The 16,581-nt window shown below is 38.8% G+C and carries 14 protein-coding genes; 9 read left to right on the plus strand and 5 right to left on the minus strand.

Going from position 1 to position 16,581, the window contains the following annotated elements; all coding sequences use genetic code 11:
* Nucleotides 1-564: 564 nt before the first annotated feature.
* From IPL24_05940 to IPL24_05960, 5 genes are all read right to left on the minus strand, one after another.
* Nucleotides 565-990, minus strand: coding sequence for a hypothetical protein (locus IPL24_05940; protein ID MBK8363230.1), 426 nt, complete (start codon nt 988-990; stop codon nt 565-567).
* Between the two features lie 78 nt (nt 991-1,068).
* On the minus strand, nt 1,069-1,341 hold the full coding sequence (locus tag IPL24_05945) for a hypothetical protein (protein MBK8363231.1): 273 nt from the start codon (nt 1,339-1,341) through the stop codon (nt 1,069-1,071).
* Nucleotides 1,342-1,495: 154 nt separating this feature from the next.
* Entirely contained in the window at nt 1,496-2,071 is a 576-nt protein-coding gene (gene ruvA / locus IPL24_05950; protein MBK8363232.1) for a Holliday junction branch migration protein RuvA, read from the minus strand.
* Nucleotides 2,072-3,103: 1,032 nt separating this feature from the next.
* A complete protein-coding gene (locus IPL24_05955) occupies nt 3,104-5,374 on the minus strand; it encodes an NADP-dependent malic enzyme (protein ID MBK8363233.1) in 2,271 nt (756 codons plus the stop codon).
* 110 nt (nt 5,375-5,484) lie between these two features.
* Nucleotides 5,485-6,195, minus strand: coding sequence for a T9SS type A sorting domain-containing protein (locus IPL24_05960; GenBank protein ID MBK8363234.1), 711 nt, complete (start codon nt 6,193-6,195; stop codon nt 5,485-5,487).
* Between the two features lie 337 nt (nt 6,196-6,532).
* Here IPL24_05960 and IPL24_05965 point away from each other — a divergent pair, with 337 nt between their 5' ends.
* From IPL24_05965 to cysC, 9 genes are all read left to right on the plus strand, one after another.
* Complete coding sequence (locus IPL24_05965; GenBank protein ID MBK8363235.1) at nt 6,533-8,410, plus strand: Omp28-related outer membrane protein; 1,878 nt, start codon at nt 6,533-6,535, stop codon at nt 8,408-8,410.
* A gap of 81 nt (nt 8,411-8,491) precedes the next feature.
* Entirely contained in the window at nt 8,492-9,013 is a 522-nt protein-coding gene (locus tag IPL24_05970) for a TlpA family protein disulfide reductase (protein ID MBK8363236.1), read from the plus strand.
* Between the two features lie 244 nt (nt 9,014-9,257).
* Nucleotides 9,258-10,901: a hypothetical protein gene (locus IPL24_05975; GenBank protein ID MBK8363237.1), complete on the plus strand. Its 1,644-nt coding sequence runs from the start codon at nt 9,258-9,260 to the stop codon at nt 10,899-10,901.
* A gap of 4 nt (nt 10,902-10,905) precedes the next feature.
* Nucleotides 10,906-11,835 (plus strand): Omp28-related outer membrane protein, encoded by a 930-nt coding sequence (locus tag IPL24_05980; protein ID MBK8363238.1) that lies wholly within the window; start codon nt 10,906-10,908, stop codon nt 11,833-11,835.
* A 3-nt stretch (nt 11,836-11,838) separates the two neighbouring features.
* Nucleotides 11,839-12,426 carry a PorT family protein gene (locus IPL24_05985; GenBank protein ID MBK8363239.1) on the plus strand — a complete coding sequence of 196 codons (588 nt, stop codon included), beginning with the start codon at nt 11,839-11,841 and terminating at the stop codon, nt 12,424-12,426.
* A gap of 162 nt (nt 12,427-12,588) precedes the next feature.
* A complete protein-coding gene (gene deoC, locus IPL24_05990) occupies nt 12,589-13,494 on the plus strand; it encodes a deoxyribose-phosphate aldolase (protein ID MBK8363240.1) in 906 nt (301 codons plus the stop codon).
* A 38-nt stretch (nt 13,495-13,532) separates the two neighbouring features.
* Complete coding sequence (locus tag IPL24_05995; GenBank protein MBK8363241.1) at nt 13,533-15,020, plus strand: aldehyde dehydrogenase family protein; 1,488 nt, start codon at nt 13,533-13,535, stop codon at nt 15,018-15,020.
* Nucleotides 15,021-15,046: 26 nt separating this feature from the next.
* Entirely contained in the window at nt 15,047-15,976 is a 930-nt protein-coding gene (locus IPL24_06000; GenBank protein MBK8363242.1) for an aldehyde dehydrogenase family protein, read from the plus strand.
* Nucleotides 15,977-15,987: 11 nt separating this feature from the next.
* Nucleotides 15,988-16,581, plus strand: a complete 594-nt coding sequence (gene cysC / locus IPL24_06005) for an adenylyl-sulfate kinase (protein ID MBK8363243.1) — start codon at nt 15,988-15,990, stop codon at nt 16,579-16,581.

Genomic DNA, 16,581 nt, shown 5'->3' on the forward strand with positions numbered 1-16,581 from the left:
ATCATTCGGTTTTAATTTTGAATTCAGGAGATGTAACCAAGGTTTGCATTTAATGTGTATTCAAGAAGCAGCAAGTAATCGGGCATTACCAACTGTCTCATAGTTTTTTTCCCCACAGGAAATTTTGTGCAGATAAAGCATTCAATAAACTGACATTGGAAATGTCACGAAGTAGGGAATGTTAGGAAGTACAGAATAGAGATCGTTGGAGTTATCTGATGGTATGGACTCGCACCAGTTGTGCCTGTTACAATGACTATGATGGGTCGGTATTGTTTCGCCTAGATGCGCAAAGGCAAAAATGTTTCTGTTTTGATTATTAGTAGAAATGGTCTGACGATTTGTGATCCGGGCTTCAATTCTTGTAATGTTCACTGAAGATGAAACACGATTCAGATCCCGAAGGTTAGCGTCATATGTGTTCTTGAAATATTGTGCTAAAAAAAGTGACGCATATCTTCGTACTGATCTGCTTTGATCTCCAAAGTAGAAGTTTGTACCACCTTCTACCTTTACTGTCTTCGCCTGAGTTTTATTTTGCGAAAAACTCCGGTCACCGTTAGCTTACCAAACTGTAATTGTGTTTTCAAACCGAATAATCCCTGTGATCCTTGAATTAACTGCGTTGGTAAAGTCAAAGTGATATTTCCGGCTTCTATCTTTTGATGATGTCATCTTCATAACGGTGTATTCGATCTTCATTTTATTTTCCGAGAAGTCGAATGTTGCTTCAGTATTGTAATTCGTTGTCAGTTTCATCTTATCACCGATGTTGGCAATAACATTCATCTGAATTTTTTCTTTGAAGTCGAAAGTAGTTACAGTTCTTTGATCAAGTGGAATAGCAGGATTCTCGCTTTTGTTGATATTCACACCGAAACTTAATTCAGCATTTCCTTGCGGACGAATATCAATTGTGTTTCCACCAAATATCCTGTCAAATACAACACTGTTAATTGTGATCTTCGGCGCGAATGCTTTTTTATTCAATTCATCTTCTTCGCCTGCACGTTGTTTCCAGTAGTCTTTTGTGGTCTTCTTAAATTCTTTTCTACAAATTCGTCAAAGTTAAATAGGATGGGTTACGATAAAAAGTTCGCCCATGTTTTCATTGATGTTATAGCGATTATTTTCCACATCATATTGAACATCAGTTTTGATATTCGAAGGGTCTTTCATGTACATTGGATTCGAACTCCCATCGTCGGAGTAAGAATCAGCAATCCGGTCGCGGAAAGGATAGACTAGCGTGTCAGAATCAGCGGGAGCTATAGTGGATGCAAGTTCGTAATCGTAAGTGGCAGGTTTACTTGTACCCCAGATCATGGTTAGTACAGACAAGCGCTACCAATCCCGAAAATGACCTTCTTCAAACTTTTCAAGGCGTATTAATTTAATGAATGTTGTGTTTCAGCGTAGAGGTTGGGCTCGATACTTCAATCAATTTTAAACAGAGGGCTAAAAATAGTTTTTTTTACCCATTAAACGATAAAAATTAAAGCGCTTTTAGTGCATTTCTGATCAAATCTTCAACATTTGAAGAAGGAGTAGTTTTGAGCAAAGAATCAAGCGTTTTTTCGACATTATTTTTGACGAAACCAAGTGTTACCAAAGCGGCCATTGCTTCGTTTTTCACCTTTAAATTGCTTAGTGTTGAAGGAATAATACCTTCTTTCATCAGCTTACTTTTAATTCCAGAATTACCCGCAATGCAGTCTTTTCGCCCGATCCCTTTTATGCTTTTCAGCTTTGAGGAATTATCACTCAAAATACATTGCTCGATTTCCTGAACATTCATGCTCGATAACATCATCCGCGCTGTATTGCAACCAATTCCGGAGACCGTAATCAACAAGCGGAAAAGTCGTCTTTCTTCTTCGTCAAAGAAGCCGTATAACGTATGTGCATCCTCAGTTATTTGAAGGTGCGTTAACAATCGAACATTCTCATTGTCACTGAGTTTCGAATATGTATTGAGTGAAATGTTAACGAAATATCCGACGCCGGCGCATTGCACAACAATGAATGCCGGGTTCTTTTCAATCATTTTTCCTTCTAAGGAGGTGATCATTCAGGGAATTTTTTCCGAAAGTAAGAAAATTTGGGGCAAGAAATTCTGCGGCTGGACTTTTGTGTTGGGGTGTAGTTTGCAGGTTTGTGTTTGTGTTGGGTGTAGTCTGCTGGTTTGTGTTTGTGTTGGGTGAAGTGCTGCTGTTGTGTTTGTGTTGTGGGGTGAAGTCTGGGGGGGCCCCCCCCGGGGGCCCCCCCCCTGTGGGGTGGGTCCTGCTTTGTGTTGCGAATGTTTTGTGTTGGGGGTAGTCTGCAGACTACCACACCAACCAACCTACACAAACCTGCAATTCGTTTTTAACGACATAATGCTTTTCGGATTTCTTTTTCGTTTATTTTCCTGGCAAATTATTTCGTCATTTATGTGCGACCCTCCGGGGTCGTGGGTGTTTGGTCTATGTCATTTCTACAAATATGCGACCCCTTCAGGGTCGGCAGCCTGGAAGATTTTCGACAATTTGAAATTCGCAAATCACAATGTGCGGGGTAAAGTTTAAACACTATAGCTTTAGTATAGTTCGCAGCATAATTTTTTTGTGTTGGGGTGTAGTCTGCAGACTGCACCCCAACACAATTTGTAGTCTGCAGACTTCACTCTAACACAAACCAGCAATTCGTTTTTAACGACATAATGCTTTTCGGATTTCTTTTTCGTTTATTTTCCTGGCGAATTATTTCGTCATTTATGTGTGACCCCTCCGGGGTCGTGGGTGTTCGGTCTATGTCATTTCTACAAATATGCGACCCTTTCAGGGTCGGCAGCCTGGAAGATTTTCGACAATTTGAAATTCGCAAATCACAATGTGTTGGGGCGAAGTTTGCATTCCATTGCTTTAGTGTAGTTTGCAGTCTAATTTTTTTGTGTTGGGGTGTAGTCTGCAGACTACACCCCAACACAAAAAGAGTCTGCAGATTATAAAACACAAAATAGAGTCTGCAGATTATACAACACAAAATGGAGTCTGCAGATTATACATCACAAAAAAAGGCTGCCCCTTTTGAGACAGCCTCTGATATATTTTCTGCTAACTCATCACGAATTCTTCCTCGACTGCGCGTCAACAACAGCAATCGTCACCATGTTCACGATCTCACGAACAGAACTTCCTAATTGAAGTACGTGAACAGGTTTTTTCATTCCTAAAAGTATTGGTCCGATTGCTTCGGCAGCGCCCATTTCCTGTGAAAGTTTGTATGCTATGTTTCCTGATTCAAGATTCGGGAAGATCAGAACATTTGCACCTTCATTTGCAAATTCGCAGAATGGAAAATTGTCGGAAAGGAGGGAAGGGTTCAATGCAAAATTTGCCTGCAATTCTCCATCGACCATCATGCCCGGATATTTCTGATGAAGGATGGCAACGGCATCTCTCACTTTTTGTGCAGATGCTTCACTCGATGAACCGAAGTTCGAAAAAGAAAGTAAAGCTATGCGTGGTTTGATATTGAATTGCTGTACTGCCCATGCGGTAAGTACAGTAATTTCTGCAAGATCTTCTGCTGTTGGATTTACATTCACAGTGGTATCGGCAAAAAAGATAGGGCCTTTTTTAGTGACCATGATATACATTCCTGCAACTTTCTTCACTGATTCCTGTGTTCCTATGATCTGCAATGCGGGACGAATCGTGTCACCGTATTTTCTTGTCAGACCGGAGATCATAGCATCTGCTTCACCAACATCCACCATCATGGCGCCGTAATAATTACGTTCGTTCATGATCTTCTTCGCTTCGTACAATGTCAGTCCGCGACGCTTGCGTTTCAGGAATAGTAATTCACCGAAATGATTTCTCTTTTCATCTTCTACACGCGGATCGATGATCGGTGTATCACCCAGATCAAGATTATTTTCTTCGATCAACCTGCGGATCTTCTCTTTGTTACCAAGCAAAATAGGTTTTGCAATTCCTTCATCGCGCACGATCTGTGCAGCTTTCAGAATTTTATAGGTATCAGCTTCCGTAAATACAATTCGTTGAGGATGTTGCTTTGCTTTGCTTGTAACTACACGAATAAGTTTGTTATCTAACCCTAATCGTTTGCGCAATTCATCGCTGTAATTATTCCAGTTAGTGATCGGTGCCTGAGCTACTCCTGATTCCATTGCAGCTTTTGCAACGGCAGGTGCAACAGTTGTGATCAATCGTGGATCCAGTGGTTTTGGAATAATGTAATCAGTTCCGAAGGTGATGTTCTTTGCATTATATGCAAGATTCACAATTTCAGGAACAGGTTCTTTTGCGAGTTCTGCAATTGCACGAACTGCGGCAAGCTTCATCGCTTCATTGATCTGTGTTGCACGCACATCAAGTGCTCCACGGAAAATAAAAGGAAATCCTAAAACATTATTTACCTGATTAGGAAAATCAGAACGTCCTGTGGCTATGATAATATCTTCACGCGAATCCCGGGCTTCATTATAAGTGATCTCCGGATCAGGATTTGCTAATGCAAATACGATCGCTTTTTTTGCCATCGACTGTACCATTTCTTTTGATACAATATTTCCTTTTGAAAGACCAAGAAAAACATCTGCACCTTTCATTGCTTCATCAAGTGTATGCAGATCGCGTTTAGTGGCAAATATTTTTTTGTTCTCATCAAGATCAGCTCTGTCTGCACGGATCACACCAGTACTGTCAAGCATGACAATATTTTCCTGTTTAGCACCAAGCGATATGTATAATTTTGCACATGAGATAGCAGACGCTCCGGCACCACTGACAACAATAAGAACTTCATCAATTTTTTTTCTTGCCAGTTCAAGTGCATTTAGTAATGCAGCAGCAGAAATGATGGCTGTTCCATGCTGATCATCGTGCATGATAGGAATTTTCAATTCGTTCTTAAGACGTTTTTCGATCTCAAAACATTCCGGAGCCTTTATATCTTCTAAATTGATTCCGCCGAATGTTGGCGAAATTGCTTTAACTGTTGCAACAAATTTGTCTACGTCAGTTTCATTCACTTCAATATCGAATACATCAATGTCAGCAAAGATCTTGAACAGAAGTCCTTTTCCTTCCATGACCGGTTTTGATGCTTCGGGACCGATATTGCCGAGGCCAAGTACAGCAGTTCCATTACTGATCACTGCCACCAGATTTCCTTTGGCTGTGTATTTATATACATCATCGATGTTTGCTGCAATTGCCAGACAAGGATCTGCGACTCCCGGAGAATAAGCTAAAGAAAGATCTCTTTGTGAACTGTATGGCTTAGAGGGAATGACTTCAATTTTACCCGGACGCCCTTGTGAATGATAATCGAGTGCTTCCTGGTTAAGATTTTTTTTGCTCATTATTTTTTTGGGAGAACTTATTTTTGAATTAAGACTAAAAAAGCACCTGAGGTTTCAGGTGCTTCAAAGATTCAGTTATTTTTTTATAAAAGGCAAACTAATTTACCTCATTAATGATGTGCTACAACTAATTTTTTAGTTGATACCGATTTGCCATCATTGATCAAAGAGTAAACATATACTCCTGAAGAAAGTTCTGATGTAGAAAGTAGTACAGTAGCCTGCGTATTTGTAAGGCGATATTCTTTTACAACTGTTCCCAGCATATTATACACGACAAGTTTTCCGTTCTTTAATGCAGGTACAGAATAATTAATATTCGCAAAAGAATTTGCCGGATTAGGAATTGCAGTTGATAAAGATCCTTTTGATACTTCATTGACGCCTGCTGTAAGTACATCGAATGTAATAGATGCTGAGGCTTGATCAGTTGGATTGTTCTGGTCAAAAAACGTGTAGGTAATTGTACTCAAACCTGCTACTCCATTTGGATAAATGTAACTATGGAAGCTATTCATATCGGTTGAACGGCCAGCTACGATCAATGGGTCAGGAGAATTACATACAGTTGTATCATAACACAATGCCCAGCAATAATATGTCTGATGTGCAGGGTTCAATAAACTACGATCACAATTGATCAATACGAACAAGTCATTATTGTTGCTATTTTCAACTTCAAGATGTGCTTCAAGTCTGACATCAGTAGTCAATCCTTGAATCTGAAACTCTCCAGCCGGGATTCCCAGACTCTGAGCATTTGCCCATGAAGCACTGAATATTAAGCAGACAACTAATAGAATTCTAGTAAATTTTTGCATTTTCTTCGTATTTGAATTACAAATATAATGATAAATGAATTCCCTACAACAGTAATTTGAAACAACTGAATCACAAGTTGCTGCGTTTAAAAAGAAATACCTGATTTATCACTATAATGTAATTTTTTTATTTACGGATAGGGAATTGAGTTTTTCAGGAAAATGGATAAATCTGTAAATATTTGGATAAAATCAATTTTTGAAGTATTTCAAATATGAAGATATGTTAAAGTAGTTAGTCAGGCTCTTCTTTATTTAAAAGTGCCTTGTAAATATGTTAATTTTTGCCTTATTTGCATGGTAATTCTCCTGAACAAATTACATTATCAAACAAACCATGAAAAAAATTACTCTAATTCTTGCCATAGTAATGGCCGGCTCTTCTGCATTTGCGCAATCACAGCGTTTAGTGTTATTTGAAGAGTTCACTCAAGCATCTTGCCCACCATGCGCAACAACAAATCCGGGCTTGAATGCAATGTTGGATGCACATCCTTCAGAAGTTGTATCTATTAAATATCAAACTGACTGGCCAGGAAATGATGTTATGAATGTTCATAATCCATCGGAAGTCCAGACTCGTGTTTCTTATTACGGTGTAACAGGTGTTCCTGATGGTGAAATGGATGGTGGATTAGGTTTTTCCGGTCAACCAATCACGATGACTTATGCTGATGTTGCTAATCGTTATTCTGAAACATCACCTTTAACAATCGATGTTCAGTTTACTTTATCGCCAGGTCAAGACAGTATCTACGGTTATGCTATGATCCGTTGTACAGAAGGATTTACAGGCGGCTTGAATAAAGCGCATATGGTAGTTATCGAAAGAAATATCTATTTCACAAATTCCAATCCTCCTGGAAACAATGGTGAACGCGAGTTTGAAGGTGTAATGAAAAAAATGCTTCCATCTGATCAAGGTACAACTGTTCCTACAACTTGGGCAGTAGGTGATTCATTAGAATTAAATTATGCCTGGAAACTTGCAAACGTTTATGATATCAAACAATTGGCTTTAGTTGTATTTGTACAGAACAACACGACTAAAGAAGTATACCAGGCTGGTTATATGAGACCTAATATCGCTAACAATGCAGGTATTGCTGATATTTCCGGAATCAATGCAGTTTCATGTGATCCGAATATAACTCCGACAGTTATGCTTCACAATTTTGCAAACACTGCTTTAACTTCAGTTGATATCAACTATTATTTAGATACAAATACTCCGGCTGTGTATAACTGGACGGGTTCTCTTGCAGTTGATGCTGAAGTAGCTGTTCCGTTGCCAACGATTACAGCAGGAACCGGAACTCATGTGTTTTATGCTACAACAGAAAATCCAAATGCAAGTGTTGATGAGGATTTGAATAATGATGATGCTAATACTAATGTTACTGTTTACATTTCAAATGTGACAACACCGGTAGCGGCTGATTTTGTTGCTGCGTCTTTCCCTCCTGCAGGTTTTGCAATAGATAATACGGATGGTGATGCTTATCAATGGATCCGTTCTATTTATGGTCACAATGGTGCAGGAAGTGCTAAAATGAGATTCTTCAGCGCAAATGATGGAACAATTGATGATCTATATGCTCCGAAAATGGATTTCTCAAATTCAATATTGGGTGCTCAGTTAACTTTTGAGGTTGCTCATGCTCAGTACAATTCATCTTATATCGATAGAATTCAAGTGAATGTTTCTTCAGATTGCGGAGTTAACTGGACTACTGTTTATGACAAACAAGGTGCAGCTCTTGCAACTACTACTGCAACTACTTCGGAATATAATCAGCCATCAGCCGCACATTGGAGACTTGAAACAGTTTCATTGGATCAATTTGTTGGCTCATCGGAGTTGCTTGTTCAATTCAGAGGTATCAGCGGTTTTGGTAACAATGCTTATTTAGATAATATCAATATTTCTGATGGTACTGTATCTGTTCCTGTTACACTTTTTAATTCAGGTGTTGAGCTTTATCCAAATCCTGCCAGAAATGAAGCATATTTAAATGCAAATCTTGCTAAGGCTTCGGATTTAAAAGTAACATTGTTGAACTCACTAGGTGCAATTGCTAAAACATACACTTTTGACGGAGTAACTAATCAGATCCTTAAACTAGATCTTACAGGTCTTGCTAAAGGTTCTTATATAGTAAATGTTACAAGTGGTGAAGATGTTTTCAATACCCGCTTGAACATTACTGAATAATATTGATATTTGTATAAATGTATTAAAAGGGACTTATTTATTTAGGTCCCTTTTTTATTGCTAAAAATCCTATATTTGACTATGAAAAATATCCTCGCAATCTGTCTATTATTTACTTTCGGTTTTTCTTTTGCTCAGACAACTGAAAATAAAACAACACAAACATTACCGGATGTAGTTGTGAAGTCACTGGCCGGACAAACAACAAATACATCTTCGTTCAGCAATGATGGAAAACCAATGATCATTGATTTTTGGGCGACATGGTGTAAACCGTGTATAGAAGAGCTTAATGCTATAAACGAAGTTTATGCAGACTGGCAAAAAGAAACCGGCGTGAAACTGATAGCAATTTCACTCGACGATGCCAAAACTATGAGCAGAGTTGCTCCATTTGTCAATGGAAGAAGATGGCCTTTTGAAAATTATATTGACGCTAACGGTGATTTCAAAAGAGCTATGAATGTTAATATGCCGCCGCACACTTTCGTCTTAGACGGTAAAGGAAATATTGTATGGCAACATGTCGGATTCATGGAAGGAAATGAAGAAGAATTATTTGAGGTGGTGAAGAAGGTTGCAGCAGGATTGCCTGTTAACTAATAACTAATAACTAACCCGTTGTTCGAAATTATTGCCCCTCGACTTCGCTCGGGGACCGTCTTATAAGTGGTAATGTGTGAATTTTTTGCGAAAAAAATTCACACATATCTGCCCAAAACCCACGGTCCCTGAGCGAAGTCGAAGGGCGAACGTTTTGAATTTCGAACTACGGGTTAACTAATAACTAATAACGATTAACTCTAATTACTAATCTCAAATTACGAATTACAAAAAAATCCTCCACGTGATCAGAAAATATCTACTACTTGCATTTGCATTATTGAGTTCGGTGCAAGGCTATTCACAGGGCTTGCTGAATTCCAACATTCATGGGAATTTTGAATTCAATGGACAATATTATCTGGAAGATAGTTTAATTGGTGCTCCTGATGTTCCTGAAAAATTTCTTAATAACTCTTTTCTAAATTTAAATTATGAATATCAGGATTTTTCTGCAGGCTTGCGCTATGAGAATTACAGAAATCCATTGCTTGGATTTGAACGTGATTACACGGGAAGTGGAATAACATATCGTTTTGTTAATTACAAAAAGGATGGAATTGATGTAACAGTAGGAAATTTCTATGACCAGTTTGGAAGTGGATTGGTTTTCAGATCATATGAAGAACGTGGCCTAGGATTAGATAATGCAATGGAAGGGGTGCGAGTGAAATATACTCCTATAGCAGGATTGTCGATCAAAGGAATAGTAGGTGTTCAGCGGAACTTTTTTACACTTGGAAGAGGAATTGTGAGAGGTCTGGATGCAGACTGGAATCTGAATGAAACTATTTCAAAATTAAAAGAGAAAAAAACAAAATTCATTCTCGGTGGTAGTTTTGTAAGTAAATATGAAGTTGATGATAACAGTGATTATATTCTTCCGGAAAATGTAGCTGCCGGAGCAGGTAGACTTAATATTATATCGGGTAACTGGAATTTCGGAGGTGAATATGCATTCAAAGCAAATGATCCGTCCTATACTAATTCAAGTATTTATTCGCAAGGTTATATTTATAAAACCGGTTCTGCTGCTTTACTTACTGCAACTTATTCTAAACCCGGTTTCGGTTTGAATCTTGGCTTAAAGCGAATCGATAATATGAGTTTCCGCTCTGAACGCGATGCTGCTTTGAATAGTCTGATGATAAATTATCTGCCGGCAATGACCAAACAGCACACAAATATTCTTGCCGCCTTTTATCCGTATGCAACACAACCGAATGGAGAAGTTGGTTTTCAGGGTGAGTTTTTTTTCCATATAAAAGAGGGTAAATTTCTTGGTGGCTCAAGAGGAGCTGATGTAACTGTGAATTATTCGCGTGCTCAAAGTATTGATAGAAAACCAACTGTTGATCTTACTGAGGGTTATACTTCTGAATTTTTCGCAATTGGTGATGAGGTCTATTTTGAAGATGTTAATGTGGAATACAATACCAAGATCAAAAAAAATCTCCGGATGATCTTATCTTATGTCTACATAAACTATAATGAAAGTGTAATTACCGGAGTTACGGGGAAAGGGCATGTTTATGCTCATGTAGGGATAGCGGAATTCAACTGGAAGATTGATGCTAAACATAATCTTCGCACAGAATTTCAACATCTTCTTACCGATCAGGATAAGAAGAATTGGGCATTGTTACTTGCCGAATATAGTATATCTCCACATTGGTTCTTTGCGGGATTCAGTGAGTATAATTATGGTAACAGTGATAAAGATAACCGTATCAATTATTATAACGCTTCTGTAGGTTATACCAATAAAGCAAATCGTATTTCGTTAGGTTACGGTCGTCAACGTGCAGGAATTTTTTGTGTTGGCGGTGTCTGCCGGACTGTACCTGCCTCTAATGGTTTAAGTATTTCAATAACAAGCAGCTTCTGATAAGATGAAAAAAATTAAAAAATATTTACCGGCAATACTCCTCGTGGTTTCAATAGTTTCTTGCGATAAAATTGACGGCCCAAGGTTGGAAGAAGATAATTCAGGAATAAGTATTGGCGACAATGCAGTTGTAATTGAAGGTGACACTCTAGTTGTTGCTGATGATTTATCTCCTGCTGTTCAGAGAGTAATGATTGAAGAATTCACCGGCCACCTTTGTGGAAGTTGCCCTCCGGCAGCAATCATTTTGAATGATTCTTTGCGTGCTCTTTTTGGCGATAAGCTTGTAGTAGTTAGCGTGCATTCGGGCCACTTTGCTGATGTTTGTCCGGGCGGATTGGACTGCGGCGGTACGCCTTCAGGATCATTTGGTGATGATTACACTTCCGGTGTCGGGAATGCAATTCATGATGAATTCGGTTTCATTTCTTATCCAATGGCAATGATCAATCGTGTAGATTATCCAACCGGAACTCACAAGAAAACTTCTTTATCATGGAAAGGATTTGCACAAACAGAACTGAATGCATTACCAAAAGCACGAATGAATTCTGAAATAGTATATGATTCAACATCACGTGAAGTAAAAGCAGCAGTCAGAGTTGAAATGCTTTCTACTTATACCGGAAACTTAAAATTGCAGATGGTGATAGTTGAAGATAGTATTATCGGATGGCAACAATGGTATAATCATACACCTCAATTTGTGCCGGACTATTTATTCCATGATGTTTTAAGATCATCAATGAATGGCGATTTTGGTGAACCAATAAATGCAGATGCATCAATTGATTCAGGAACAAAATTCATTAAAGGATACTTTAGCACCTTGGATGCTGCGTGGAATGCAGATCATTGTAAGTTGGTGGCATACATTTATGATGTAGATACCTATAAAGTTGTTCAGGTCATCGAAAAAGAAATTGTCGAATAAAGAATGTATAAAAGGTTTTTATTTTTATTTCTGATTGTTTTTCCTTGCCTTCTTTCTGCACAAGGATTCAAAGCGGGTTTGCGTGTAGGTGTTGTCGGGTCTCAAGTCGATGGCGATACTTATGAAGGATTTAACAAAGCCGGGATCACTGCCGGATTATTTGTCAATAGAAAGCTTTCTGACCTGTCTTCTCTTCAACTTGAAATGAATTACATTCAAAAGGGAAGCCGTAAACCGCTTGATGATAATAACACTTATTACCTGATGCGTGTCACTTACATTGAAGTGCCTGTACTGTTGCAATGGCACGCCGGTCAACTGATCGACATTTTTGCCGGACCTTCATTTGGTGTACTCCTTAATTCTCATGAGGAAACTCATTTCGGTGAATTTAAAGGTCCTGACTTTGAAAAAAATGAAATTGCCGCCCGGATTGGAATTTCTTACAAACTTTCCGAAAAGTGGAGTGTCGACGGGCGTTATTCAAGTTCCATTACTACTATCCGTCCTTCGCCTGCTGCATATACTCCGTTTTTTGAAAAAGGTCAGTACAATAGGTTGATAGAGATTGGACTTTCTGTAATATTTTAGAGGGATTAAAGGGTTTAAATTGTTTCGTAATTTTCAGGTTACCGGATCAATGTCCAGTATTTCTTTGTTGAATAGTTGACCTCTGCTGTCATACCGGCGGTGTACGAGTGGTCAAAGTTTTTTTATATCTTCGCTATCCCGCTAAATGCGGTACAATTTACTATGAAACGATCTGATTTTTCCTTAAGCGACAGCCCGGCCATCGACCAGGTCGGAGTTGAAGAGCGGATTTCGCGATTTACGAAGCGAAGTATAAAAAAGGAGTCTAAGCAGATTGCCTTGAAAATGGCACTCAGCATGGTCGATCTTACTACTCTTGAAGCAAAAGATACACCCGGAAAGGTGAAACAACTTTGTACAAAAGCAATGTATCCGCATGCGTCATTTCCTGATGTTCCTTCGGTAGCGGCAGTTTGTGTTTATCCTAATTTAGTAAAAGTTGCTAAAACAGCATTGCAAGGATCTAATGTAAAAGTTGCCGCAGTTGCAACTGCTTTTCCCAGCGGTATGTCGACTCGAAAGGTAAAGCTGGAAGAAACAAAGTGGGCTGTAGGTGAAGGCGCTGATGAGATCGATATGGTTATTTCCCGCGGACATTTTCTTGCCGGTGAATATGGATTTGTATATGATGAAATAGCAGCTGTAAAAGAAGCATGTGGTAATGCACATCTGAAAGTAATTCTTGAAACCGGTGAATTAAGCACACTTGATAATGTGAGACGCGCATCTGATCTTGCAATGCATGCAGGAGCTGATTTCATCAAAACTTCTACAGGGAAAATTCAACCTGCAGCAACATTGCCGGTAACATTGGTAATGCTTGAAGCTATTCGTGATTTTTATTATGAAACAGGAAAGCAGATCGGAATGAAACCTGCAGGTGGAATTGCAACTGCTAAACTTGCATTTCAATATCTGGTTGTTCTGCGCGAAACACTCGGTAACGACTGGATGAATGCTGATATGTTCCGGTTCGGTGCCAGCGCTCTTGCTAATGATCTGCTCATGCAAATCGTTAAAGAAAAAACAGGAGTCTATCAGAGCATCGATTATTTTTCAAAAGATTAATTTTATTTGGGGACCAGGTTCCTGTTATATTAATAAGAATGGCTAAAAAGCAAACCAAAAAAACAGCAGCGATCAAATTTGATACTGACTGGAAATACGCACCATCACCGGAAAGTCAGGATCATATTCGACTTGAAGAAAAATATGACTTATTCATCGATGGAAAATTTACACCACCGTCTTCGGGAAAATATTTCGAAACGATCAATCCTGCCAATGAAAAAAAACTGGCAATGGTGGCCGATGCAAATGAGAAGGATGTAAATAAAGCTGTAAGCGCAGCCAGAAATTCTTACGATAAATACTGGAGTAAATTACCTGCTAAAGAACGCGGAAAATATATTTACCGGATTGCCCGTATAATGCAGGAACGCGCACGTGAACTTGCTGTCATTGAAACAATGGATGGCGGAAAAGCGATCAGGGAATCAAGAGATATTGATGTGCCATTAGCAGCATCACATTTTTTCTATTATGCAGGTTGGGCTGATAAAGTGAAATATGCTGTGCCCGGAGCAAATGCAAAAGCATTGGGAGTTGCGGGACAGATCATTCCATGGAATTTTCCACTACTAATGGCTGCGTGGAAAATAGCGCCGGCATTAGCTGCAGGAAATACTGTTGTACTTAAGCCTGCTGAAACAACACCATTGACTGCATTAAAACTTGCAGAAATAATACGCGATGCAGATCTGCCACCCGGTGTTGTAAATATAATTACAGGCGCAGGCGCAACCGGCGCTGCTTTGGTTAATCATCCTGATGTGAATAAAATTGCTTTTACAGGAAGTACCGGTGTCGGTAAGATGATACAGAAATCAATTGCAGGAACAAATAAAAAATATACACTCGAACTCGGTGGTAAAGCGGCAAATATAATTTTTGAAGATGCACCGATCGATCAGGCTGTTGAAGGAATTATAAACGGAATTTTCTTCAATCAAGGCCATGTATGTTGCGCAGGTTCCAGGTTGTTTATTCAGGAAAGTATTGCTGCAAAAGTAATACGTAAACTGAAAGACAGAATGGAAACTCTTATCGTCGGCGATCCTTTGGATAAAAACACAGATGTTGGTGCAATCAATTCAAAGATGCAGTCTGAAAAAATAAAGAACTATCTGAAGATCGGTGTCAATGAAGGTGGTGAAATGCATCAGTCTTCCTGTACACTTCCTTCAAAAGGTTTCTGGTGTAAGCCAACTATTTTTACAAATGTTTCTCAGTCGTCAAGAATTGTACAGGAGGAAATTTTCGGACCTGTTCTGGCAATTCAAACTTTCAGAACAATTGAAGAAGTAATAGAAAAAGCAAATAACATTCCTTATGGCTTAAGTGCAGGGGTATGGACAGATAAAGGATCAAAGATCTTCAAGGTTACCGGTGCTTTACGTGCTGGAGTTGTATGGGCAAATACATATAACAAATTTGACCCGACTTCACCATTTGGAGGTTATAAAGAAAGTGGTGTAGGCCGTGAAGGCGGATTGCATGGATTAATGCCTTATCTAGAAGTTGAACACAATTAATTGCAACGTTATTAAAACGGAATAAAATGGATCAGATAGAAAAAAATAAAGTCGACATCATTAATGGCACTTCGGCCAATGGACAATCCGGAAAAGGAAAACGTCTTGATGTAATGAAGACTTATAAATTATATATCGATGGTAAGTTTCCAAGAACGGAATCGGGCCGGTATTATATTTTAAAAGACAGCAAGGGAGAGCAACTCGCAAATATTTGTCAGGGCTCCCGCAAAGATTTCAGAGAAGCTGTGGTTGCTGCTAGAAAAGCGCAACCGGGCTGGGCTTCAAAATCTGCATATAACAAAGGGCAGATTCTTTACCGGATCGCAGAAATGCTGGAAGGCAGAAAATCTCAGTTCATAGAAGAGTTAATGTTGCAGGGAAGTTCGCAGGCAAAAGCAGAAAAAGAAGTTGAATTGTCAATAGATCGTTTAGTGTATTATGCAGGCTGGAGCGACAAGTATCAGCAAGTATTCAGTGCTGTGAATCCAGTTGATTCATCGCATTTCAATTTTTCAATGGCTGAGCCAATGGGAATCGTTTCTGCTTTGTCTTCGGAAAATTATGGTTTGATCGGTTTGGTTTCTTTGATCGCACCTGCAATTGTTGGTGGGAATACAGTTATCATTCTTGCATCTTCAGAAAAACCATTGTGCGCTGTTACGTTTGGCGAAGTGATCAACTCATCAGATGTTCCCGGTGGTGTGGTAAATATTTTAACAGGATATCGTTCTGAACTTCTAACACATTTTGCAAATCACATGGATGTGAATGCAATCATGTATTCAGGAAATAGCCAGGAAGAAATTTCAAAAATAAAAGAACTGGCATCATTAAATGTTAAACGCGCATTGATTTATAGTAACATTGATGATATGAATGAGAGTACTCATAATGGTTATCGGATCATGGATGTTCAGGAAACGAAAACAACATGGCATCCGATCGGTCAATGATTTTTTAAAAAATGACTGAAAATATTTTTCCGGTAAATTCAACAGTTAATTCTGATGTTCGTGAAAAGACTTATAATCAAAAGGCTGTTCTCATCTGGCTAACCGGACTCAGTGGCTCCGGAAAAACAACAATAGGGAAAGAAGCAGAAAAGAAATTGATCGAGGCCGGTTATCATGCTTGCTTACTGGATGGAGATTCTTTGCGTTCAGGTCTGAATAAAGATCTTGGGTTTACTATTGAAGACAGAAATGAAAATATTAGAAGAGCAGGAGAAGTTTGCAAGCTGATGACAGAAGCGGGGTTGATTGTTATTACAACTTTTATTTCGCCCTTACGTTCTCAAAGAGATTCAATCAGGTCTGAATATGATCAGAATAGATTTATAGAAGTCTTTATTGATACACCGTTACAGATTTGTGAAGAAAGAGATGTAAAAGGATTGTACAAAAAAGCCAGAGCCGGAGAATTAAAAAATTTCACCGGTATAGATTCACCGTATGAAGTACCTTTAAATGCGGAATTAATTATCAAAACAGAAGGGTCATCGGAAAACGAATCTGCTCAGAAGCTGATTGATTTTGTCATGAAGTTTATAAGAGTTTAA

The sequence above is a fragment of the Bacteroidota bacterium genome, assembly GCA_016711505.1.
Classification (GTDB): Bacteria; Bacteroidota; Bacteroidia; order AKYH767-A; family 2013-40CM-41-45; genus JADKIH01.

Bases quoted from the DNA above. Each gene is read 5' to 3' on its own strand.
- deoC (MBK8363240.1), top strand. From the start codon at position 12,589: ATGAAACGATCTGATTTTTCCTTAAGCGACAGCCCGGCCATCGACCAG.
- IPL24_05970 (MBK8363236.1), top strand. From the start codon at position 8,492: ATGAAAAATATCCTCGCAATCTGTCTATTATTTACTTTCGGTTTTTCT.
- IPL24_05985 (MBK8363239.1), top strand. From the start codon at position 11,839: ATGTATAAAAGGTTTTTATTTTTATTTCTGATTGTTTTTCCTTGCCTT.
- IPL24_05965 (MBK8363235.1), top strand. From the start codon at position 6,533: ATGAAAAAAATTACTCTAATTCTTGCCATAGTAATGGCCGGCTCTTCT.
- IPL24_06000 (MBK8363242.1), top strand. From the start codon at position 15,047: ATGGATCAGATAGAAAAAAATAAAGTCGACATCATTAATGGCACTTCG.
- ruvA (MBK8363232.1), bottom strand. From the start codon at position 2,071: ATGATCACCTCCTTAGAAGGAAAAATGATTGAAAAGAACCCGGCATTC.
- IPL24_05980 (MBK8363238.1), top strand. From the start codon at position 10,906: ATGAAAAAAATTAAAAAATATTTACCGGCAATACTCCTCGTGGTTTCA.
- IPL24_05960 (MBK8363234.1), bottom strand. From the start codon at position 6,195: ATGCAAAAATTTACTAGAATTCTATTAGTTGTCTGCTTAATATTCAGT.
- IPL24_05955 (MBK8363233.1), bottom strand. From the start codon at position 5,374: ATGAGCAAAAAAAATCTTAACCAGGAAGCACTCGATTATCATTCACAA.
- IPL24_05995 (MBK8363241.1), top strand. From the start codon at position 13,533: ATGGCTAAAAAGCAAACCAAAAAAACAGCAGCGATCAAATTTGATACT.
- cysC (MBK8363243.1), top strand. From the start codon at position 15,988: ATGACTGAAAATATTTTTCCGGTAAATTCAACAGTTAATTCTGATGTT.